Raw genomic sequence first — 20,569 nt, forward strand, 5'->3', positions numbered from 1 at the left:
GGGCCCACTCAGCCTGTGGGCTCGCTCAGCTTGCGGACCCACCCCGCCTGCGGGCCCACCCCGCCTGCGGGCCCACCCCGCCTGCGGGCTCGCTCAGCTTGCGGGGCGGAAGCTGTCGAAGATCAGTTGGAGGTCGGGGCGGGCCGCGTTCCACTCGGAGTCGCGGGTCTGCCAGTAGAAGCCGTAGGCCTTGTCGTCGGCGACCACGACACCGCGGTTGTTGACGTGCTGACGGGTACCGCCGCGGGTGAAGGTGAACTCCCAGTCGGCGGCCTTCCGGAAGTACTTCACCGACTCGATCTTGATCTCGTTGTAGGCCGGGAAGTCCCCCCGCGACACCCGGTACTGGGACTGGCTGCGCCAATCGGCCACCGGATTCGACTTCGGCTTGTCGGTCTGGTCGATACCGAGAACCCGCCCATCCCCGCGGAAGTAGACCATCGTCTTCTCCTTCGAGCGCGTCCAGCCCTCGGGCACGTACACCGAGAACCCACTCGAATCCTTGTGCTCCCTCCACCCGGCCGGCAGAGGCGGCCGCTCGCCGGCCACGACCGACGGGCTCGGCGACGCGCTGGCGGGCGACCCGCCGACAGGCCCGCCGGCCGGTGCGCTGCTCGGCGCCGGCGTGTTCTCGGTGGCCTGCGCGGCCGGAGCAGTCGTCGTCGCCCCCGCTGATCCGGTAGCGGCAGGCTGGGAAGACGCGGCCTCCGGGCTCTCCTTGTCCTCCCCCGAACTGGTGACCGCCCAGACCGCACCGACGATGAGCACCAGAACCAGAGCTACCGCCGCAACGAGCAGCCGCCGCCGGGATTGGGCCCGCTCGAACTGCCCAGCCCCGGCGTCGCCCGGCCAGTCGGCCACATCGGCCTCGCCGCCACCATCCGGATCCACCGCCGTCCCGGAGCCATCCCACGCCACCGCCGACCCGGAGCCAGCGCGCGCTACCGCTGTCCCGGGCCCATCCCACGCCACCGCCGTCCCGGAGCCGTCGCGCGCCGCTGCCCTCCCGGATACCGACGGCGATGCCTGTCCAGCCGCCGGGGCAACCACATCCGAAGGATCTGAGGTCCCGGCCTTCGATGACCCAGGTGTTGCTTCCCCCGCAGACTCCGGAACTGCTACGTCGGCAGACGCCGGGGCCGCAGCCTCCGCAGACGCCGGGGCCGGCGCGCCCGCAGACGCCGGACTCGCTTCCGACGCCTCGGCCGCAGCCTGCGCCGGTTTTGCAGCCGGCTCCGAGTCCCCGGTCGATGCCGGGGTATCCCCCTTGCCCGACCCGAACAGGCCACGGCCGAAGCTCCAGGACCGCTTGTCCGGTGCTCTGTCCGACCCACCGGCCGACGTCCTCTGGCGGGGAATCCGGGCGGGGGCCGGAGCGTCGTCGTCCAGCTCCGCGATGACCTGCCGGAGCTGAGCCTCCGCGTCCTCGGCGCTGATCCGCCGCGCCGGGTCCTTGCGCAGCAGCCCTTCGAGGACCGGCCGCAGGGGACCCGCCTGCCGCGGCGGCGGCACCTCCTCGGTGGTGAGCGCTGCCAGCGTCGCCATCGTCGACGGGCGCTCGAAGGGTGCACGCCCCTCGACCGCGGCGTAGAGCGTCGCGCCGAGCGACCAGAGGTCCGCCTCCGGCCCGCTGGCACCGGCCTGGGCCCGCTCCGGCGCCATGAACTTCGGTGAGCCGACCACCACGTCCGACCGGCTGATCACCCCGTCGTCGTCCACCGCCGCGATACCGAAGTCGGTGAGCAGCACCCGCCCGTCGTCGGCGAGCAGCACGTTCGCCGGCTTCACGTCCCGGTGCTCGACACCGGCCCGGTGCGCGGCCCGCAACGCGGAGACCAGGTCCAGCCCGATCCGGGCCACCCGGTACTGGTCGAGCGGGCCGTTCTCGGCGATCGCCTGGCGCAACGACTGGGAGGGCACGTACTCCATGACGATCCAGGTACGCCCGTCCAACTGCAGTACGTCGTAGACCTGCACCACGCCGGGATGGTTGAGCCGCGCCGCCGCCCGCGCCTCCCGCAGCGTCCGCCGTGCCGCGGCCTCGTCCTCGGCACCCGGCGGCAGGTCGATCGCCTTGATCGCGACGTCCCGCTGCAGGGTCTCGTCGCGCGCCAGCCGCACCTCGCCCATCCCACCCCGGCCCAGCGAATCGCCGAGCCGGTACCGTGCGGCGAGCAGTGGGGGCGCGTCGGGCATGCGCACCGTTATACCCGCCTGCCGCCCGCGTCACTCCGGCCCGGGTCTTCGTTCCACCCCACGGACCATCGGATATGGGCCACCACCGATACCAGGCGCGCCGCCCGGTGTGAGGCTCGTCGCTCCACCACCGGCTGAACAGACCGCCCAGGAGCTGGATTGGGGACTTCATCGGGCTGCGGCGGGTGATCGGATGAGCCGCGCCGCCGGCAGGATCGCGGCACCCACAGCGAGGACGAGGCAGGCCAGCACAGTGGCGGCGATGACCGGCCAGGAGACCAGGACGGGAACGTCGGTGCCGATCTGGGCGCCCAGCGAGCGGGCGGAACCGGCCACCGCGATCAGTCCCGCCGTCCCGCCCAGCAGGGAGCCGATGACCACCGCCAGGCCCGACTCCAGGGCGACCGCCCTGATCACCTGTCCTCCGGTAGCGCCGGATAGGCGAAGCACCCGCAGGTCGGGCCGGCGGCGCCGAGCGGTCATGAGCAGGGTGTTGGTCACCGCGAGGGCACCGGCCCCGGCCGAGACGGCGAGCAGGATGAGGGTGAACGTGGCGACCAGCCTGTCGTCCTCGGCGTCCAGCCGCCGTGCCATGTCCGCCGGGTCGGCTTTCCGGGCGCCCACGCCCGCGGCGCCCTCCGGTGCGGGGTACACCGCGGGTGCCAATGCGGACGGATCGTGCCGCCGCACGGTTTCGCGGGCCAGAACCAGGTCTGAGGTGAACGGGCCGTCCGGGGCTGCCCCGACGACGCGGAGACGCTCACTCGCTCCGTCGGCGTAGGTGACGGTCACCGCGGAGCCGAAGCGCTCGGCGGCCGACGGTGAGACCTGAGCTGTCCCGGGCGCCACGCCGTCGGCGCCACTCGCGACCGACGCCGAACCGGCGACGTAGACCGTGGTGTCCAGCGATGCCCGGCCGGCGACACCGTCGTGCAGGCCCGGGGTCCGGTCCGGGACGAGGACCTGCCCGGCGGGAACAGCCTCGGTCCGCCCGGCGTCGAAGGCTGCGGTCGAGGTGCGAACGGTTCCGGTCACGAAAACGGCGAACGCAACGGTGAACAGGACCGGCGCGGCGGTGGAGGCGGTCCGGCGCACGGCGGTGCGGGCGCTCTCCCGGGCCAGCGTGGAGGTGATCCCGGTCAACCGGCCCAGCAGCACCCGGATCAGGGCAGGCACCACTGCCGGAGCTAGCAGTGCCGCCGCCACGATCAGAGCCATGGCGCCCAGCAGGGCATAGGTGCCGTAATCCCGTACGTCATCGCCCGAAGCAGCAGCGACGCCTGCCGCAACCGCACCGCCGACCGCGACCGCTCCCACGGCCCAGCGTGCCCGGCTCATCGCCCGTGGTTCCAGCTCAGCGGTGCGCAGAGCCTCCATCGGGCCGATCCGGGTGACCCGGCGAGCCGCGGTGATCGCTCCCGCCAACGCCACCAGCGGGCCCGCGGCGAAGGCCACCGCCAGCACCCACAGCTGCCAGTGGACGCGGTAGCCGGGTGGCTCAAAGCCACTCGCCACCAGCAGCTTGGCCAGCGGGAACGCGGCGAGAGCGCCAACAGCCACCCCGGCCACGGCGGCGCGGGCGCCGAGCAGCAACGCCGAGCGGTAGAGCATCGACCGCACCTGGCGGCCGGTGGCGCCGACCGCCCTCAGCAGACCGATCTCACGACGGCTCTGGTCGACCGCGTAGGCGGAGGTGGAAGCGATCAGAAACAGACAGGCGAAGACCGCGAGGGCGGCGGTGGCGCTGAGAACCTGCATGCCGATCCAGCGCACGCGCGCGTCGTCGCGGGGCTCGGCGAGGCCTCGCGCGTCGCCGGTCAGGACCGTTCCGCTCGTCCCCGCCGCCGTCCGCAGCGCCTCCGGGTCGGGCTTTCCGGAAACACCGATCATGCGGACGCCGGGAGCGAGCCGAGCCGCGGCCTCCTCGGGCAGGTAGACGCCAGGCCACACGGTGTGGCCGCTGACCCGCCACGTCACGGGACCGCTGCCGGTGAGCAGCGTGACGGACGCACCGACCGGTATGCCGAGCTCCCGGTCCACGACCATCTCGCCGGGGCCAGGAGTGTTGCCGGTGGCGAGTTCCGTTCCGGGGTGCCAGGAGTGGCCGCTGGTGCTGCCCTCGACCGGACGGCCGTCGACGACCGGCTGGGCGTAGAAGCTGCGGTCGACGACCACCGAGCCGGCTCCCGGAACGGTTCGCAGGCGCTCGACCAGGGACTCCACGGTCTCAGCCGGCCAGGGCACGGGCTCGGCGAACTCGTCGGGCCGGTTGCCCGCATCGGGGCTCCGCACCACGGCGGTGAACCCGGAGAGCCGGTCCGGCACGCGCGGCTGCGCCGAGGTGAGCAGCACCAGGAACGTGGTGACGAGGGTGGTGCCGAGCAGGACCGCCACGAAGGTGCCGATGCGGTCGCGGCTCAGCATGCCCGCTCCAGCGCGGTCATCCGGTCCGCGACGCCGGCCGCGTCCACCCCGGTCAGCTCGTCGGTGACGCGGCCGTCGACAAGCAGCACGATCCGGTCGGCCACGGCGGCGGCCACCGGGTCGTGGGTGACCATCACGACGGTACGGCCGTGGCGGTCAACCAGACCGCGCAGCAGCGTCAGGACCTGGCGCGACGTGCGGTTGTCCAGCGCACCGGTCGGCTCGTCGGCGAAGAGCACGTCCGGCCGGCTGAACAGTGCCCGGGCGATCGCCACCCGTTGCTGCTGCCCGCCGGAGAGCTCCCGGGGACGGTGCCCGGCGCGGTCCGCGAGGTCCACTTCGGCCAGCGCGGCCAGCACTTCGGACTGATCAGTCCGGCGCCCGGCGAGGCGCAGAGGGAGCGACACGTTCTGCGCGGCGGTCAGCGAGGAGACGAGGTTGAAGTCCTGGAAGACGAACCCGACCCGGTCACGGCGCAGCCGCGTCAGCGCGGTCTCCCCCAGGTCACCGAGGCGGATTCCCGCGATCGTCACCGATCCCCCGGTGGGCGGCTCGAGGCCCGCGGCGCAGTGCAGCAAGGTTGACTTGCCGGAGCCGGACGGCCCCATCACCGCGGTGAAGGTGGCCTCGGCGAACCGCACGGACAACCCGTCCAGCGCGGTCACCTCACCGGCACCCCCGGCATAGCGTTTGCTCACCTCGTGCAGCTCGACTGTCATGCCCCAAGACGATCCCCGGATCGCGGGCCGATGTCGTCAAGCCACGGGATGCATTCCCGGTCCACCCCTGGGATGCACTGCGGGACCTTTCTTCATACCCAGGTATGAAGACCCTGGGTGGACGACCGGCGGCGCCCACGTCGATACGCTCGCCGGGTGCCCGTACCCTCGCTTCTCCTTCATGGTCTCGGCCCCGTGCCGCAGCGGGCCGTCGATGTCGTCCTCGCCGGCTCGGCCGGCATGCTGTGCCTCTATGCCGCCGCCGATACACCGCCCGCGGCCCTTGCCGAACCGGCCTGGCTGACCCTGCTCGCCGGAGTGGCGATGGGCGCACCGCTGCTCGCCCGCCGGTCGTGGCCGCGCACGACAGCAGTCGTCGTCGGGCTGGTGGCAGGCGTCCTCCTGGCCACCGGTCTCATTCCCGATTACGCATCCCCCGCTCCGGTGGCCGTCGCCGGCGTCGCCCTCTATACCGTTGGCCGGCTGGTCCCCGGCCGAGAGGGTGCGACGGTCGCCGTGCTCGCCTCGGCACCTCTGCTCGCCGGGACGACAGTCGGCGGCAACACGGCAGAAAGTCCGGGACCAGCCGGTTTGGCGTTCGCCGCTCTGATCCTCGGCGCGAGCTGGGCGGTCGGCTGGACCCTGCGCGAGCGACGACGGCACGCCGAGATGACCGCGGCGCAGAGCACCGCACGGGCGGTGGCGGAGGAACGGCTGCGGATCGCCCGCGAGATGCACGACGCGGTCGGCCACAGCCTGAGCCTGATCACCGTGCAGGCGTCCGTCGCGGGGCACGTCGCCCGGCAGCGCCCGGAGGAGGCCGTCGCGGCACTCGCGGTGATCGAACAGGCCGGGCGCAGTGCGCTGACCGAGCTGCGGCGGGCGGTGGGCGCGCTGCGGACCGAGCCGGAATATCACGTACCACCCACATTGAGCGATCTGGGCAAGCTCGCCGACCAGGCGCAGTCTGCGGGGGTGTCAGTGCTTCTGGACGTACGGGCGGACGACTCGCTGCCCGACGGATTGACCCTCGCCGCGTACCGGATCGTGCAGGAGTCCCTGACGAACGTGGTGCGGCACGCCGCGCCCACCGCGTGCCGGGTCGAGGTCGAGTGCGTCGGAAGCAGCCTGCGGATCGAGGTCACCGACGACGGCACCCGGCGGCCCGCACCGGCCGCCGACGGTACGGGGCTGGCCGGGATGCGGGAGCGCGTCGCGGCCTACGACGGCACCTTCAGCGCCGGTCCCCGCGCCGGCGGCGGCTTCGCGGTCGTCGCCACCCTGCCCTACGGTGCTCCGTCATGACCAGCACGGAGGCGTTCATGACCGGCACGGCGACCTCATGACGGCCGCGGGCACAGCGATCCGTGTGCTGATCGCCGACGACCAGGCGTTGCTGCGGGCGAGCTTCCGGCTGCTGGTCGACAGCACCCCCGGCCTGCTCGCCGTCGGCGAGGCGGGCACCGGCGCGGAAGCCGTCGACCTCGCCCGGCGTGAGCAGCCGGACGTGATCCTCATGGACATCCGCATGCCGGAGATGGACGGCATCGAAGCCACCCGGCGGATCTGCGGCTCGGCCGAGACCCCGGGCACCCGGGTGCTGATCCTGACGACGTTCGACTACGACGAGTACGTGTTCGCCGCCCTGCGAGCCGGGGCCAGCGGGTTCCTGCTCAAGGATGCGGCGGCCGCCGAGCTGATCGCCGCGGTCCAGGTGGTGGCCGGTGGCGACGCACTGCTCGCCCCGGCGATCACCCGGCGGTTGATCGCTCACTTCGCCGCCCGCCCGGAGCCGGCCGCCCGGCCCGCGGCGGGGCTCGACACCGTCACCGAGCGCGAACGGGAGGTACTGACACTTGTCGCCGGCGGCCTCTCCAACACGGAGATCGCCGAGCATCTGCAGCTCAGCCTGGCCACGGTGAAGAGCCACATCGGGCGGCTGCTGGCCAAGGTGCACGCTCGGGACCGGGCACAGCTGGTGATCGTGGCGTACGAAACCGGCCTCGTGGTCCCGGCTCGGTAACGTGCGAGACATGCATGATCATGAGGTTGCGATCGCCGCCGCGGAGGCGGGCGCCGTCGTGGTGCGCGAGCGGTACGGCAAGGAGCTGGCACGGCTCGACAAGGGCGGCGGGGACTTCGCCACGGAGGCGGACGTCGCTGCCGAGCAGGCGATCCTCGGCGTGCTCCGCCAGTACCGGCCGGACGACGCGATCACCGGCGAGGAGGGCGGTGCGTCGGGTCCCGCGGGGTCGGAGCGGCGGTGGCTCGTCGATCCGTTGTGCGGGACGCTCAACTACGCCGTGCGTACGCAACTGGTCGCTGTCAACGTCGCGCTGCGGGCCGGCGACGACATCACGGTGGCCGCGGCGGCGGACCCGTTCGCCGGAGAGATCTTCTGGACCGACGGGGTCACCGCCCAGGTCCGGCGGGACGGCACCGACGAGACGCTTGTCCCGTCCGCCGGATCGGCCCTGGTCGACGTCGACCTCGACCCGCCGTTCCCCCGGCACCCGGCGCTGCTGCTGGCCGCGCCCGGCTTCACCGGCCGGTTCCGGCCCCGGGTCCTGTCCACCACTCTCGCGCTGGTGTGGGCGGCCGCCGGGCGGAGAGCCGCCTACGTGACGTACAGGGACGTTCGGGACAGCGTGCATTTCTCCGCCGGGATCGCCATCTGCCGGGCCGCGGGTTGTGTCGTCACCGGAATCGAGGGCCAGCCGCTGCACACCGGAGCGCTCGGCCTGCTGGCGGCGGCTGACCAGCCAACTCACGAAGCGCTTTGTGCGATTAGTCAGGTTTGACCGGGGTACCTGACCCTCCGGACAACCGTGCAGAACGGAGGGGAACGATGACCCATACAGACGCACGTTCCGACCAGGATTCCACCGCGCACCTGGTCAGCCGGCTCAGCGAGCAGGTGACGACGCTCGTCCGGGACGAGCTGGAACTCGCCAAGATCGAGATGGTGGAGAAGGGCAAGCGGGCCGGGAGGGGCGCGGGGTTGCTCGGCGGTGCGGGCGTGATCGCCATGTACGGGCTGGGCGCCCTCTTCGTCACCGCCGGAGCGGCCCTGTCACTGGTCATGCCGGTGTGGGCGGCAGCCCTCATCGTGACCGTGGCCCTGTTCGCCGCCGCCGGCATCGCCGCGCTCTTCGGCAAGAAGGAAGTCAAGCAGGCCGTTCCGCCCGCCCCCGAAGCCGCGATGGCCAGCGGCCGGCGTGACGTCGACACCCTGATGACGGCGGCCCGGCACGGGAGGAACTCGTGAGCAACAACCTGAGCCCCAAACCCGGCCAGTCCCCACAGAAACGGGACCGGCAGGCCGCGGCCCAGACCACTCCCGAGCGGGGCCGCACCGACCCGAAACCGGCCCCGCCGAGCCGCAACCGCACCGACTCCCGCCCCGGCCCCGGCCAGGGCGGCCAGAACCGCACCGGCCCGGCCCCCGCCAAGCCCAACCGCGACCAATCACCCACCCCACCAACCGCCCCCACCCCACCAACCTCCCCCACCCCGTCCCCGGCCCCGGGTGCCACCTCGTCGCCGGGCGGGGCCTCATCATCAGGCGGGGCCTCATCGCCGGGCGCCGCCTCGCCGCCGGACTCAGTGGGAGCGGCGGGCTCATCGGCGTCACCATCGGCCTCGGGCGCCAAACCAGCACAGGGCACAACCGCGACGCCGGCATCCACACCGGCCCACGGCGCCAAACCGGCCCAAGGCGCGACCACGACACCGGCATCCACCGCGGCTCAAGGCACCAAGCCGGCCCACCACACGCCGACGGCGACGCCGAGCGTAAGGCCTGGTCAGGACACCCTGGCTTCCACGCCGGCCCAGGGCGCGAAACCGGCCAGCAGTGCGGGCTCGACTGCCTCGGGTGACAAGGCGAGCTCGGCGGATGGCAAGTCCGCGTACCAGACCAAGCCGACCGCATCCGGCCTGACCGCCCACACACCGACAACGGCACCGGCCACGCCAATCGGTGGGCTCGCCGGCGGGGCCACCGGCGCGACCACCAGCGCGACCACCGGCGCGACCACCAGCGGGACGACCAGCGGGACCGTCGGCGGGACGACCGACTCGGCACCCCGCCACGCCGCCCCTGCCGCGTCGGCGCCGGCCGGTACCCACGTCACCGAACCGCGCCACGCCGCTGCTCCGAAGCCCGGGACGATCGGCGCCGCGCCGATCGTCAAGCCGGGCAACAGCGACGCCGCCAGGCCCACGACGGACCCTGGCACGCCAAAGGCAGACTCCGGCAAGGCTCCAACTCCCAGCCAGAAAGCCGACCCGGCGCTCAGCCACAGCCCGCGCGCCGAGCCGGCACCCAGCCACAGCGCCGGATCAGCCAAGCCGGGCAACGAGTCACGCAATCACCCGGGATCAGAAACGGCCGCGGGAACGGGATCGAGTGCGGGCTCGGACAAGGACGCGCCGGACCGGGTGGACCAGCTCAAGGCTGAGATCGAGCAGACGCGCGCCGAAATGGGAGAGACCGCTGCGGCGCTGGTGGCCAAGGTCGACGTTCCGGGTCGCATCAAGCAGTCCGCTGCTGAGACCGGCACGCAGATCGCCGAGTCAGCCGCCGATACGGCTCAGCGTGCGACCACGGCTGCCAGGTCGCTGTCGAGCCGTGTCTCCGGGGATCCGAAGCGCTACGCCATGATCGGGGGCGCGCTCGCTGCCGCGGCCGCCGGGATCGTGTTGATCCGCCGGAGGCGCTGACTCGCGAGAGACTCCGTGAGGTATCTGAGCGACGGCCGGCATGTCTCGGCCGTCGCTCAGGCACGTAATCAGGGTGCCATTCGGTGCCTGGGCTACGGCTCACGTGAGCGAGCCGCGCCAGCCAGCGGAACGCGAGACGCAGGCCGGCGCAGCAGCGGGACGCGACGCGGGGGCCGGGGAAGAGCCGCCGAGGCGCGGCGCAGCAGCACGGCGGCAAATGTCGAGTTGGCAAGCAGACACGGCGCCACCCCCTTGAAACGTCTCACTCCCTCGGCCACTCCAATTCACCCCAGCCCCGACCACATCTTCCAGACAGGCCAGAGTCAACTCTTGACCCTGCGCTAACTGGATCGTAACGTGAGTCACACCCCCGCTAGAACGTTTCAACGAAGCCTAAAAACCTAAAAACAGGAGGCGTCATGCGCCCTCGCTTCGCCGCCGCCGTCGCGCTCACCGCGACGGCCGCCATAGCGCTCACCGGTTGCACCAAGAAGAACGACACCGACACGGCCGCCGGGTCCGGTGACGCCGCGGCCAAGACGTACAAGGTCGCGTTCGTCCCGAAGTTGCAGGGCGTGCCCTACTTCGAGGCGATGAACGCCGGCGGCAAGGAAGCCGCCGCCGCGCTCGGCAACGTCGAGTGGCTGTACCAGGGGCCGACGCAGGCTGACGCCGCCGCGCAGGCCGACATCGTCCGGTCGTACATCCAGCAGAAGGTCGACGCGCTGATCGTGGCGCCGAACGACCCGGACAGCATGGCCCCGCTGCTCCAGCAGGCCAAGGACGCCGGCATCCACGTCGCGACCGCGGACACCGACGCGCCGAGCAGTGTGCGGGAGGTGTTCGTCAACCAGGCCACCGCGCAGGGCATCGGCGAGGGGCTGACCGACTCGCTGCTGAAGGCGATGGGCGGCAAGGGCAAGTATGCGATCGTCTCCTGCGGCCAGACCGCCGAGAACCTGAACTCGTGGATCGAGGTGCAGAAGACGTACACGAAGACGAAGTACCCGGACGCCGAGATCGTCGACATCGTCTACGCCGGTGAGGACCAGGCCAAGGCGACGCAGATGGCGACCGACCTGATGAACGCCCACCCGGACCTGACCGGCCTGGTCGGCGAGTGCACCTCGTCCGCGCCGGGTGTGGCGCAGGCGGTCAAGGACGCCGGCAAGATCGGCAAGGTGTTCACCGTCGGGCTGGGCACCCCGCAGGCGATGAAGCCGTACCTGCAGGACAAGTCGTCGACCGCGGCGATCCTCTGGGACGTGGAGAACCTGGGCTACCTGACCGCGTGGGCCGGTGCCCAGCTGGCACAGGGTAAGCCGTTCGCCGCCACCAACAACGTCTCCGGTGATCTGTCCGCGGTCGCCTACACCGAGGCGGACAAGATGCTGCTCCTCGGCCCGGCTCTCGCGATCACCGACCAGAACGTCGACCAGTTCAACTACTGATGGCCGACAACAACGACGACGTCCGGCTGCGCCTGACCGCTGTTTCCAAGCGGTTCGGCGCGGTCCGGGCCATTCAGCACGGCGATATCACCGTACGGGCGGGCCGGGTGCACGCGCTCGTGGGTGAGAATGGCGCCGGCAAGTCCACGATGATCAAAATCATCGCAGGGGCGGAGACCGCCGACACCGGTGAGATCGAGTACGACGGCGCGAAAATACAGATCAATTCCACCACCGACGCGATCGCGCTCGGTATCGCGACGGTCTACCAGGAGCCCCAGCTGTTCCCCGAGCTGACGGTGGCCGAGAACATCTTCCTCGGCCGCGAGGTCAAGAAACGCGGAACCGTCGACTGGGCGGGACAGAACGAGCGCGTCGTCGAGCTGCTGGAGCTGCTCGGCCTCCCGGCGAAGTACGCGACCGCCTCGGTCGGTGACCTGTCGATCGCCGAGCAGCAGCAGGTCTCGATCGCCAAGGCCCTCGCGGGCGACGCGAAGGTGCTGATCCTCGACGAGCCTTCGGCGATCCTGACCGACGCCGAGATCGAGGTGCTCTTCGAGGTGGTCCGGCGGCTGACCGCCACGGGCGTGTCGGTCATCTACATCTCGCACCGGCTCGACGAGCTCTTCCGGATCGCGGACGAGGTCACTGTCATGCGTGACGGCAAGACCATCGGCACGTACCCGATCAAAGATCTGAGCGTGCGCCAGATCGCCCACCTGATGGTGGGTGAGGACCTTTCGGACGCGCGGCCGCACCGTGCTGTTCCACAGGGGCCGGCCGTGCTGGAGCTGCGCGGCCTGACCCGCGCCGGGAAGTTCCGCGACGTCGACGTGTCGGTGCGGGCCGGTGAGATCGTCGCGCTGTACGGCCTGGTCGGCAGCGGCGTCTCGGAGATCGCCGCGTGCGTCTACGGCATCGACCGGGCCACCGGCGGTGAACTTCTGCTCGACGGGAGCCGGACACTGCTGAAGAGCCCGGAGGACGCGCAGCGCAGGGGTGTCGCGCTGCTGCCGGCGAACCGCAAGGTGGAGGGCATGTTCGGCTTCCAGTCGATCGCCTTCAACATCTCGGCCGGCCACCTGAAGCTGCTGTCGAAGTTCGGGATGTTTCTCGACCGGGCTCGCGAGACCAAGGTCGCGACCGACCTGATCAAGCGGCTCGCGGTGAAGACGCCGAGCGAGCGGCAGCCGGTGAACATGATGTCCGGCGGCAACGCGCAGAAGGTGGTCCTGGCCCGGCAGCTGGTGGAGCGGCCGAAGGTGCTGGTGCTGGCCGAGCCCACCCAGGGTGTCGACGTCGGCGCCAAGGAGGAGATCCACCGGATCATCACCGAGCTGGCCGAGGAGGGCACCGCGGTGCTGGTGGTGACCTCGGACCTGCCGGAGGCGCTGCGCATCGCCGACCGCATCCAGGTGGTGCGGGGCGGCACGACGACCGACGAGTTCGGTCCGGACGCCAGCCAGGTGGATCTGCTGGCGGCGGCAGCGGGAGGCAGGGAATGACAGCACTGGCTTCCCCCAAGATCAAGAACAGGGTGCTCCCTCCCCCGGTCACCGGCCAGGAGATCGTGCTGGTCGGCGTGATCGCGGTGCTGTGGGCCGTGCTCGCGGTGAGCACCCCGGCGTTCCTGACCGCCGGCTCGATCCAGCCGCTGCTGGTGGCGACCGCCCCGGTGGCGCTGGTCGGCGTCGGCATGACCATCGTGATCATCACGGGCGGCATCGACGTGTCGGTCGGCGGCGCCATCATGGTGTGCTCGGTGCTGACCGCGAAGATGCTGGTCGAGGCCGAGGTGAACCTCGCCGTGGCGGTGCTGCTGTCGGTCGTGGCGGGCGGTCTGCTCGGGCTGATCAACGGCGTGCTGATCGCGTACGGCCGGGTCCACGCCATCATCATCACGTTCGGTACGGCGAACCTGTTCATGTTCCTCGGCCTGCAGATCTTCGGCTCCGGCACGGTGAACGGCATCCCCGGCACCCTGGCGTTCTTCGGCCGTGGTGAGGACGGGCGCACGCTCGGCGTACCGCACGCGTTCCTGATCACGCTGCTGATCACCGCGGCGGCCTGGTGGTACCTGCGGCACGCCGCCGGTGGCCGGCACTTCTTCGCGATCGGCGGTGACGCGCAGGCGGCACGGCTGGCCGGCGTCCGCGTCCAGCGCCGGGTCCTGCTGGCCTACGTGCTCACCGGCCTGCTCGTCGGCCTGGCGTCCTGCTTCGTGATCGCACAGGGCACCTCGACCCTCGACCAGTCGGTCGGTTCCGGCAAGGAGCTCGCCGTGATCGCGGCAGTGGTCATCGGCGGCACCTCGATCATGGGCGGCCGGGGCTCGGTGCTCGGCACCCTGCTCGGCGCGCTGCTGGTCCAGTCGGTGGCCTCCGGCGTGACCCAGCTGGGCTGGCGCTCGCAGCTCTCCGACCTGTTCGTCGGTATCTTCATCATCGTGGCGGTCGGTGCCGACCTGCTGCGTGCACGGGCGAGGAGAAGCCGGTGAGCAAGGCAGTCCGGATCCTCCTGACCCAGCGGATCGCGCTGCTCGCGGTCCTCATCGTGATCGTCGTCGCGACGTTCTTCCTCAACGACGCGGGCGGCTACCTGACCGCGCCGTACGACTTCGACTACATGTCGGCGTCCCTGATCAACGCGGTCCCGCTGGCCATGCTCGGCCTCGCCGAGCTCCTGGTGATCGTCTCCGGGCGGGGCGGTATCGACCTGTCGGTGGGCGCGATCGTCTCGCTGGCCGGCATGGTGTTCGGCTTCGCGTACGGCGAATGGGGCTGGCCGCTCTGGCTGGCGATCCTGGCCACGGCCGGGTTCGGCGCCCTGTGCGGTGCGATCAACGGTGTCCTGGTCTCCTACATCGGGTTCCCGGCCCTGATCGCGACGCTGGCGACGTACTACGCGTTCAAGTCGATCGCCATCGTGATCAACAACCAGCAGCCGATCAGCACCGAGCCGATCCAGGACATGTACTCGCTGAGCAAGTCGGTGGAGCTACCGATCATCGGCCAGTACCTCCCGGACGTCCCGCTCGGCATCTTCACGTTCCTGCTGCCCACCGTGGTCGTGGTCTGGGTGCTGCTGGCCCGCACCGCGTACGGCCGGCGGCTCTACGGCATCGGCACCAACGACGTGGCGGCACGCTGGTCCGGCCTCCCGGTACGGGACACGCGCTTCAAGGCGTACGTCTATGCGGGTTTGATCTCCGGTCTGGTCGCCGTCGTGACGGTCGCGCAGTTCGCCTCCGCCCGCCCCGACGCGGGCGTCTCGGGCAGCGGTATGGCGCTGCCCGCCATCACCATCGCCGTGCTCGGCGGGGTGGCGATCACCGGCGGCATCGGCAGGGTGGCCGGCGTCGTCCTCGCCACGCTGCTGATCGTCTGGCTGAACGCGGGCATCCTGCTCGCCTTCGTCGGCAACGAGGGATCGCAGTACCAGCTGCTCGCCCTCGGCACGGTGCTCGTCTTCGCCGCCCTGTTGAACGGGCTCACCAACCGACGGTACGGAGGTACCACGTCATGACCGACCGCACCGAGCGGCAGCAAGCCGCACCGGCCAACGGCCTCGCAGGCGAGGGCCGGGAGGGCATGACAAAGAAGGCACAGCACAGCCTCGACGAATTGGACGACTTCACTGTCGAGGTCCCCAGCTGGGCGTACGGGAACTCGGGCACCCGGTTCAAGGTCTTCACCCGGCCCGGGGTGCCGCGCGACCCGTACGAGAAACTCTCCGACGCCGCGCAGGTGCACCGCCTCACCGGGCTCGCCCCACGGGTCTCGCTGCACATCCCGTGGGACGTCGTGGACGACTGGTCCGACCTCAAGGCCCACGCCGACAAGCTGGGCGTGCGGATCGGTGCGATCAACTCGAACCTGTTCCAGGAGGACGACTACCGGCTCGGCTCGCTCTGCCACCCGGATCCGGCGATCCGCCGCAAGGCGGTCGACCACCACCTGCGCTGCCTGGACGTGATGCGCGAGACCGGCTCGACCGATCTGAAGATCTGGCTGCCGGACGGCACGAACTACCCGGGGCAGGACTCGCTGCGCGGACGGCAGGAGCGGCTCGCCGAGTCGCTGCGGGCCGTGTACGACGCGACCGACGACAACCAGCGGATCCTGCTGGAGTACAAGTTCTTCGAACCGCACTTCTACAGCATGGACATCCCGGACTGGGGCACCTCGCTGCTGCACTGCCTGGCGCTGGGTGACAGGGCCACCGTCGTGCTGGACACCGGCCACCACGCGCCGGGCACCAACATCGAGTTCATCGTGATGCAGCTGCTGCGGGTCGGGAAGCTCGGCGCGTTCGACTTCAACTCGCGCTTCTACGCCGACGACGACCTGATCGTCGGCTCGGCCGACCCGTTCCAGCTGTTCCGGATCATGTCGGAGATCGTGGCGGTCGGCGCGCACCGGCCCGAGTCCAAGGTCAACTTCATGCTCGACCAGTGCCACAACATCGAGGAGAAGATCCCGGGCCAGATCCGCTCGGTCCTCAACGTCGAGCAGGCCCTGGCCAAGGCCCTGCTGGTGGACCAGGACGCGCTCGCCACCGCGCAGCGTGACGGCGACGTTCTGGGCGCGAACGCGGTGCTCATGGACGCCTACGAGACCGACGTGCGGAAGACCCTCGCGGACCGGCGTGAGGAGCGCGGCCTGCCGCGCGACCCGGTCGCGACCTTCAACACCTCGGGGTACGCCGACACGGTCGCCGCCGCACGGGTCGGCGGCACGCAGGCCGGCTGGGGCGCATAGGCCCCTCCCCCGGGTCGTGCCGGTACGGCGGCGCGACCCGGGGATCTCGCCGAACCGCCCGCGCCGGGGCGGGAACCCGGCGCACGATGTGACGCATGGACGGCGCCACCGGCACCCGGGACGAGACCCGGCTGGCCGGTGTCCGCGCCCGCCTGGCCGATCTGGCCGACGACGACCCGACGCCCGCCGAGCTGGCCCTGATGCGGCGGCTGCTCCGCTCGTTCGAGAACCGGGCCCCGGCCGCCGCGGACCGCCTGGTCGGCCTGCTGCACGACGGTGACCCGGGCCGGGTCCGCGAGCAGGCCCACTCGCTCAAGGGATCGGCGTCGAACATCGGCGCGACAGCCCTCGCCGACCTCTGCGAGACCGTCGAGGACGCCGCCCGGTCCGGGGTGGTACCCGAGCCGGCGACGACAGCGGACCGTGTCCGGGAGGAGGTCGCCGGGGCGCTGCGGGCCGTGTCGGTGGTCGCCGGCGAGTACGAGCCGGAGTGATTCCTCCCGCCGAACTCCTCAACCACCCCCGCCGGGACGCCGAATGGCGATCCACGACCGGGGCGGACGTCCGCCGGCGGCTCTGGAGAACGGATGCGAATGTGAGCGCAGTAGGGGAAGACGCCCGCCTCGCCGCGGTGCACAGCTATCGCCTGCTCGACGCCCCCCGCCCGGTGGTGCTCGACGAGCTGACCAGGCTGGCCAGCTCGGTACTCGAGACGTCCATGTCCACGGTCACCCTGATCGACAGCGACCGGCAGTGGTTCGCGGGTAACACCGGCATGCCGGGCCGGGGCGCCGGTCCGCTCGGCGCGTCGTTCTGCGGCCGGGTGGTGGACCGCCGGCTGTCGCTGGTGGTCGAGGACACCCTGGCCCATCCCGAGTACCGCACCTGGTCGAACGTCGTCGGCGCACCGCACGTCCGGTTCTACGCCGGTGTGCCGCTGATCGACGAGGACGGGCACGTGCTCGGCAGCATGTGCGTGCTGGACAGCCGGCCCCGGGAGATCAGCGACCGGCAGATGGACCTGCTGATCAGCATGGCCGGGCAGGCCTCCGGTCACCTCTCGGCGATCCGCAACCGGCTGCTGCTGGCCGAGGTGGGCGACGAGCTGTCCCGCGCGATCAGCCGGGAGGAGGACTTCGTCGCCACCGTGTCGCACGAGCTGCGTACACCGGTGACGACCATCCAGGGCTACCTGGAACTGCTGGTGGACAACGAGGACCTCACGCCGTACCGGAGGTTGATCGACCCGATCCAGCGCAACGGTGAGCGCCTGGTCCGGATGGTGGACCACCTGCTCGCCGGCACCCGGCCGGCCGGGACGCCGCTGCCGCTGCTGCGCGCCCACGCCGACCTGGTCACCGTCGCCGAGGCCGCGATCGCGGCCTGCCGCCCCCAGTCGGGGCCGCGTGACGTCCGCGTCGTCGTCGAGGCGGGTGACACCCCCGGCTCGGTGCCCGGCGACTTCACCCGGCTCAGCCAGGCCGCCGAGCAGCTCATCCGCAACGCGATCCTGTTCAGCCCGTCCGGCTCCACGGTGACCGTCCGCGTCCACGCCGACGGGCTGGAGGTCGTCGACACCGGCGCCGGCATCCCCGCCGGCGAGCTGCCGCACGTGGCCGAGCGCTTCTATCGCGGCACGTTCGCCCGGGACCAGGCCGTGCACGGTGTCGGGCTGGGGCTCAGCATCGCCGACCGGATCGTCCGCGCGCACGACGGCGAGCTCGCCGTCACCTCGGCCGGGAACGGCCGGGGTACGACCGCGAGGATCACGCTGCCCCGATCCTGACCCCCTCCGCGACTCGCACGCCCGGGCACGGCAGCAGGTCGACCCGCACCCGCTTGCCGCCCTGATGGTCGTGCACCGACCAGCCGAGCGACATCGCCTCGATCAGAGCGATCCCGCGCCCGCCCATACCGTCCGGGTCGCGGCGCCGGGGCATCGCCGGCGAGCGGTCGGCGACCCAGACCACGACCTGCCCGTCGTGTGCCTCCACGTGCAGGGCCAGGCAGCCGCCGCCGTGCCGGACCGCGTTGGTGACCAGCTCGCTGACCACGACCGCGGCGACGTCCAGCCAGTCCGGGTCCAGGAAGCCCCAGCCGGCCAGCACCGCGGTCACGGCCCGCCGGGCGGTGGCCGGGGCGCGGCGGTCCAGAGGGACGTCCAGGTGTGCGGTCAACGCGCTCATGCAGAAGAACCTCGAGAGTCGCCGATGTGCGGGCGGGACGATACCCCGCACGGTACAAGACCGAAACCTCACCAGCCGCTATGTCACCTTTCATATGATTCTTGAATGGCAGCGGTGCTGGTCGTCGAGGACAACCCGGAACACCAGGCGGTGATCGCCGAGGTGGTCCGCCGGCTCGGCCACGACGTCACCCTCGCCGGGGACGGCCTGGCCGGACTGGCCGCCGCGCTCGCGCACCGGCCGGACCTGGTGGTCGCCGACGTCGACATGCCGCACATGGACGGGATCCGGATGTGCCGGGCGCTGCGCGACGACCCGAGCACCGCCACGGTGCCGGTGGTGCTCGTCACCGCGTACCTCCCGCCCGGTGACACCCTCCTGACCGGCGCCGACGCCGCCGCGGTGGTCCCCAAGCCGTTCCGGGTCAGGGAGCTGACCGAGACCCTGCGCGCCTGCCTGGAGGCACCGCCCGCTCCCCTGCCCGCTCGCGCGCACCACACCGCGTTCGTCGAGGCGATGCTGCACAGCCTGGACACCGGGGTGGTGGCCTGCGACCTCGACGGCCGGCCGGTGGTGGTCAACCAGGCCGTCCAGGAGCTCTTCGGCGACCGCAGCAGCACCGTGCCGATCCACGACTGGGTGAGCGAGTTCGGCCTGCGCCGCCACGACGGCAGCCCGATGACACCCGGCGAGATGCCGGTGCTGCGCGCCCTGGCCGGCGAGGAGGTACGCCACGCCGGCATGCTCGCCCACGACCGGCAGCACCGCCCGCGCTGGTTCTCGATCAACGCCCGCCCGGTACGCGACGCCGCCGGGGTGCCGCTCGGTGCGGTCGCCGCCGTGCACGACGTCACCGCCGACCACCACCAGCACCGGTACGAGCGCTGCAAGAGCCGGGTGCTCAAAGCGCTGGTCAAGGCGCCGGACACGGCAGCCGCCGGTGAAGCGGTCCTGCTGGCCATCGCCGGCGAGCTGGGCTGGCCGTACCTGCGGCTCTGGCTCGTCGACGAGGTGACCGACCGCCTGCGCCCGGTCGCCACGCACAACGAGCCCGGATCACCCGAGATCTACATCCCCGCCGGCATGGACCGCGGTTCGGGCCTCGCCGGAACCTGCTGGGAGCGCGGCGAACTGATCTGGGTCCCCGACATCCAGGCCGCCGGCTCCCCGGTGCTGTCCCAGGTGCGGGAGTCCGGCGCCTACCGGGCGGCCGGTGCCGTCCCGGTGCGCAGCGGCGACCGCGTGGTCGGCGTGCTCACCTTCTTCACCCACGACCTCCAGGAGCCGGAGCCCGCCCTCGCGGTCCTGCTCACCGGCATCTCCGGCCACATCGGCGCCTACCTGGACCGGCGGCGCGCCGAGGACCTGGCCGGGCAGCTGGCCGCGAGCATCGGCGAGTACGTCGCCCTGGTCGGGCACGAACTGCGCACCCCGCTGACCTCGATCGGCACCTACACCGACCTGATCGCCGAGTCCGGCGACGACACCACCATCGGCGAGGTCCGCGATCTGCTCGCGGTCATCGAGCGCAACAACGCCCGCCTGCGCACCCTGGTCGACCGCCTCCTCGACCTCTCCGCCCTCGAATCCGGCCACGCCCAGCTGACCGTCACCGCCGTCGACCTGACCGCCGTGCTGACCGCCGCCGCCAACACAGTCGTCGCCGACGCGCCCGATCCACACCCCACCGTGCGCACCAACCTCCCCACCCAGCTGACCATCCCCGGCGATCCGGCACGCCTCCGCCAGGTCGCCGAAAACCTGATCGGCAACGCCGTCAAATACAGCCCGGCCGGCACCACCGTCGTGGTCACCCTCACCGCCGACGAGGACGCCGCCGTACTCACCGTCACCGACACCGGCATCGGCATCCCCGCCGGCGAACGCGACCGCCTCTTCGCCCGCCTCTACCGCGCGACAAACGCCAGGCACAGCGGTATCCCGGGCATCGGGCTCGGGCTCGCCCTCACCCGCGCCATCGTCGACCTCCACGGCGGAGTCATCACCCTCAGCGACGGCGAGCACGGCGGCACCATAGCCACCGTCCGCCTCCCCCGCCGCTCCCTCTGAGCCCCCATCCAGCCCCATCAACCCTCAAGCCGGGCCAG

General features: G+C 71.7%; 18 protein-coding genes. 13 read left to right on the forward strand and 5 right to left on the reverse strand.

Annotated features, from left to right (window positions below; genetic code table 11):
* Window positions 1–93 precede the first annotated feature (93 nt).
* The 3 genes from ACFQV6_RS34195 to ACFQV6_RS34205 form a co-directional block, all read right to left on the reverse strand.
* Window positions 94–2,196 (reverse strand): APA family fibronectin-binding glycoprotein, encoded by a 2,103-nt coding sequence (locus ACFQV6_RS34195; RefSeq protein ID WP_378031796.1) that lies wholly within the window; start codon window positions 2,194–2,196, stop codon window positions 94–96.
* Window positions 2,197–2,364: 168 nt separating this feature from the next.
* Window positions 2,365–4,620: an ABC transporter permease gene (locus ACFQV6_RS34200; RefSeq protein WP_378031797.1), complete on the reverse strand. Its 2,256-nt coding sequence runs from the start codon at window positions 4,618–4,620 to the stop codon at window positions 2,365–2,367.
* On the reverse strand, window positions 4,614–5,339 hold the full coding sequence (locus ACFQV6_RS34205) for an ABC transporter ATP-binding protein (RefSeq protein ID WP_378031798.1): 726 nt from the start codon (window positions 5,337–5,339) through the stop codon (window positions 4,614–4,616). Before ACFQV6_RS34205 ends, ACFQV6_RS34200 begins: the two co-directional genes overlap by 7 nt.
* 156 nt (window positions 5,340–5,495) lie before the next feature.
* Here ACFQV6_RS34205 and ACFQV6_RS34210 point away from each other — a divergent pair, with 156 nt between their 5' ends.
* Genes ACFQV6_RS34210 through ACFQV6_RS34225 form a run of 4 tightly spaced genes read left to right on the forward strand, consistent with a single transcriptional unit; the run spans window position 5,496 to window position 8,607 of the window.
* A complete protein-coding gene (locus tag ACFQV6_RS34210) occupies window positions 5,496–6,644 on the forward strand; it encodes a sensor histidine kinase (protein ID WP_378031799.1) in 1,149 nt (382 codons plus the stop codon).
* A gap of 37 nt (window positions 6,645–6,681) precedes the next feature.
* Window positions 6,682–7,362 carry a response regulator gene (locus tag ACFQV6_RS34215; RefSeq protein WP_378031800.1) on the forward strand — a complete coding sequence of 227 codons (681 nt, stop codon included), beginning with the start codon at window positions 6,682–6,684 and terminating at the stop codon, window positions 7,360–7,362.
* A 10-nt stretch (window positions 7,363–7,372) separates the two neighbouring features.
* Window positions 7,373–8,140 (forward strand): inositol monophosphatase family protein, encoded by a 768-nt coding sequence (locus ACFQV6_RS34220; protein ID WP_378031801.1) that lies wholly within the window; start codon window positions 7,373–7,375, stop codon window positions 8,138–8,140.
* A 47-nt stretch (window positions 8,141–8,187) separates the two neighbouring features.
* Window positions 8,188–8,607 (forward strand): phage holin family protein, encoded by a 420-nt coding sequence (locus tag ACFQV6_RS34225; protein ID WP_378031802.1) that lies wholly within the window; start codon window positions 8,188–8,190, stop codon window positions 8,605–8,607.
* 538 nt (window positions 8,608–9,145) lie between these two features.
* On the opposite strand, the gene ACFQV6_RS34230 is transcribed toward ACFQV6_RS34225, so the two are convergent.
* On the reverse strand, window positions 9,146–9,580 hold the full coding sequence (locus ACFQV6_RS34230; RefSeq protein WP_378031803.1) for a hypothetical protein: 435 nt from the start codon (window positions 9,578–9,580) through the stop codon (window positions 9,146–9,148).
* Window positions 9,581–9,782: 202 nt separating this feature from the next.
* On the opposite strand from ACFQV6_RS34230, the gene ACFQV6_RS34235 reads away from it, so the two are divergent.
* The 8 genes from ACFQV6_RS34235 (at window position 9,783) to ACFQV6_RS34270 (ending at window position 18,061) form a co-directional block, all read left to right on the forward strand.
* The gene (locus tag ACFQV6_RS34235; protein WP_378031804.1) at window positions 9,783–10,064 is read left to right on the forward strand and encodes a DUF3618 domain-containing protein; all 282 of its coding nucleotides are present in this window, start codon (window positions 9,783–9,785) and stop codon (window positions 10,062–10,064) included.
* Window positions 10,065–10,483: 419 nt separating this feature from the next.
* Entirely contained in the window at window positions 10,484–11,515 is a 1,032-nt protein-coding gene (locus ACFQV6_RS34240) for an autoinducer 2 ABC transporter substrate-binding protein (RefSeq protein ID WP_378031805.1), read from the forward strand.
* Complete coding sequence (locus ACFQV6_RS34245) at window positions 11,515–13,020, forward strand: sugar ABC transporter ATP-binding protein (RefSeq protein ID WP_378031806.1); 1,506 nt, start codon at window positions 11,515–11,517, stop codon at window positions 13,018–13,020. The genes ACFQV6_RS34240 and ACFQV6_RS34245 overlap by 1 nt, the downstream gene beginning before the upstream one ends.
* Window positions 13,017–14,012, forward strand: a complete 996-nt coding sequence (locus ACFQV6_RS34250; protein ID WP_378031807.1) for an ABC transporter permease — start codon at window positions 13,017–13,019, stop codon at window positions 14,010–14,012. Before ACFQV6_RS34245 ends, ACFQV6_RS34250 begins: the two co-directional genes overlap by 4 nt.
* Entirely contained in the window at window positions 14,009–15,040 is a 1,032-nt protein-coding gene (locus tag ACFQV6_RS34255) for an ABC transporter permease (RefSeq protein ID WP_378031808.1), read from the forward strand. Before ACFQV6_RS34250 ends, ACFQV6_RS34255 begins: the two co-directional genes overlap by 4 nt.
* Window positions 15,037–16,275, forward strand: coding sequence for an L-rhamnose isomerase (rhaI, locus tag ACFQV6_RS34260; protein ID WP_378031809.1), 1,239 nt, complete (start codon window positions 15,037–15,039; stop codon window positions 16,273–16,275). Before ACFQV6_RS34255 ends, rhaI begins: the two co-directional genes overlap by 4 nt.
* A gap of 95 nt (window positions 16,276–16,370) precedes the next feature.
* On the forward strand, window positions 16,371–16,769 hold the full coding sequence (locus tag ACFQV6_RS34265) for an Hpt domain-containing protein (RefSeq protein WP_378031810.1): 399 nt from the start codon (window positions 16,371–16,373) through the stop codon (window positions 16,767–16,769).
* A gap of 101 nt (window positions 16,770–16,870) precedes the next feature.
* Window positions 16,871–18,061, forward strand: coding sequence for an ATP-binding protein (locus ACFQV6_RS34270; RefSeq protein WP_378031811.1), 1,191 nt, complete (start codon window positions 16,871–16,873; stop codon window positions 18,059–18,061).
* Here ACFQV6_RS34270 and ACFQV6_RS34275 read toward each other — a convergent pair.
* On the reverse strand, window positions 18,042–18,461 hold the full coding sequence (locus ACFQV6_RS34275; protein WP_378031812.1) for an ATP-binding protein: 420 nt from the start codon (window positions 18,459–18,461) through the stop codon (window positions 18,042–18,044). The two genes, ACFQV6_RS34270 and ACFQV6_RS34275, sit on opposite strands and share 20 nt — an antisense overlap.
* A 105-nt stretch (window positions 18,462–18,566) precedes the next feature.
* Between ACFQV6_RS34275 and ACFQV6_RS34280 the strand changes: the two genes are divergently transcribed.
* Complete coding sequence (locus tag ACFQV6_RS34280) at window positions 18,567–20,531, forward strand: ATP-binding protein (protein ID WP_378031813.1); 1,965 nt, start codon at window positions 18,567–18,569, stop codon at window positions 20,529–20,531.
* Window positions 20,532–20,569: the final 38 nt, after the last annotated feature.

The organism is Actinoplanes sp. GCM10030250 (assembly GCF_042666575.1).
Classification (GTDB): domain Bacteria; phylum Actinomycetota; class Actinomycetes; order Mycobacteriales; family Micromonosporaceae; genus Actinoplanes.

Bases quoted from the DNA above. Each gene is read 5' to 3' on its own strand.
- ACFQV6_RS34220 (WP_378031801.1), top strand. From the start codon at position 7,373: ATGCATGATCATGAGGTTGCGATCGCCGCCGCGGAGGCGGGCGCCGTC.
- ACFQV6_RS34275 (WP_378031812.1), bottom strand. From the start codon at position 18,461: ATGAGCGCGTTGACCGCACACCTGGACGTCCCTCTGGACCGCCGCGCC.
- rhaI (WP_378031809.1), top strand. From the start codon at position 15,037: ATGACCGACCGCACCGAGCGGCAGCAAGCCGCACCGGCCAACGGCCTC.
- ACFQV6_RS34195 (WP_378031796.1), bottom strand. From the start codon at position 2,196: ATGCCCGACGCGCCCCCACTGCTCGCCGCACGGTACCGGCTCGGCGAT.
- ACFQV6_RS34250 (WP_378031807.1), top strand. From the start codon at position 13,017: ATGACAGCACTGGCTTCCCCCAAGATCAAGAACAGGGTGCTCCCTCCC.
- ACFQV6_RS34240 (WP_378031805.1), top strand. From the start codon at position 10,484: ATGCGCCCTCGCTTCGCCGCCGCCGTCGCGCTCACCGCGACGGCCGCC.
- ACFQV6_RS34215 (WP_378031800.1), top strand. From the start codon at position 6,682: ATGACGGCCGCGGGCACAGCGATCCGTGTGCTGATCGCCGACGACCAG.
- ACFQV6_RS34205 (WP_378031798.1), bottom strand. From the start codon at position 5,339: ATGACAGTCGAGCTGCACGAGGTGAGCAAACGCTATGCCGGGGGTGCC.
- ACFQV6_RS34225 (WP_378031802.1), top strand. From the start codon at position 8,188: ATGACCCATACAGACGCACGTTCCGACCAGGATTCCACCGCGCACCTG.
- ACFQV6_RS34245 (WP_378031806.1), top strand. From the start codon at position 11,515: ATGGCCGACAACAACGACGACGTCCGGCTGCGCCTGACCGCTGTTTCC.
- ACFQV6_RS34200 (WP_378031797.1), bottom strand. From the start codon at position 4,620: ATGCTGAGCCGCGACCGCATCGGCACCTTCGTGGCGGTCCTGCTCGGC.
- ACFQV6_RS34265 (WP_378031810.1), top strand. From the start codon at position 16,371: ATGGACGGCGCCACCGGCACCCGGGACGAGACCCGGCTGGCCGGTGTC.
- ACFQV6_RS34280 (WP_378031813.1), top strand. From the start codon at position 18,567: ATGGCAGCGGTGCTGGTCGTCGAGGACAACCCGGAACACCAGGCGGTG.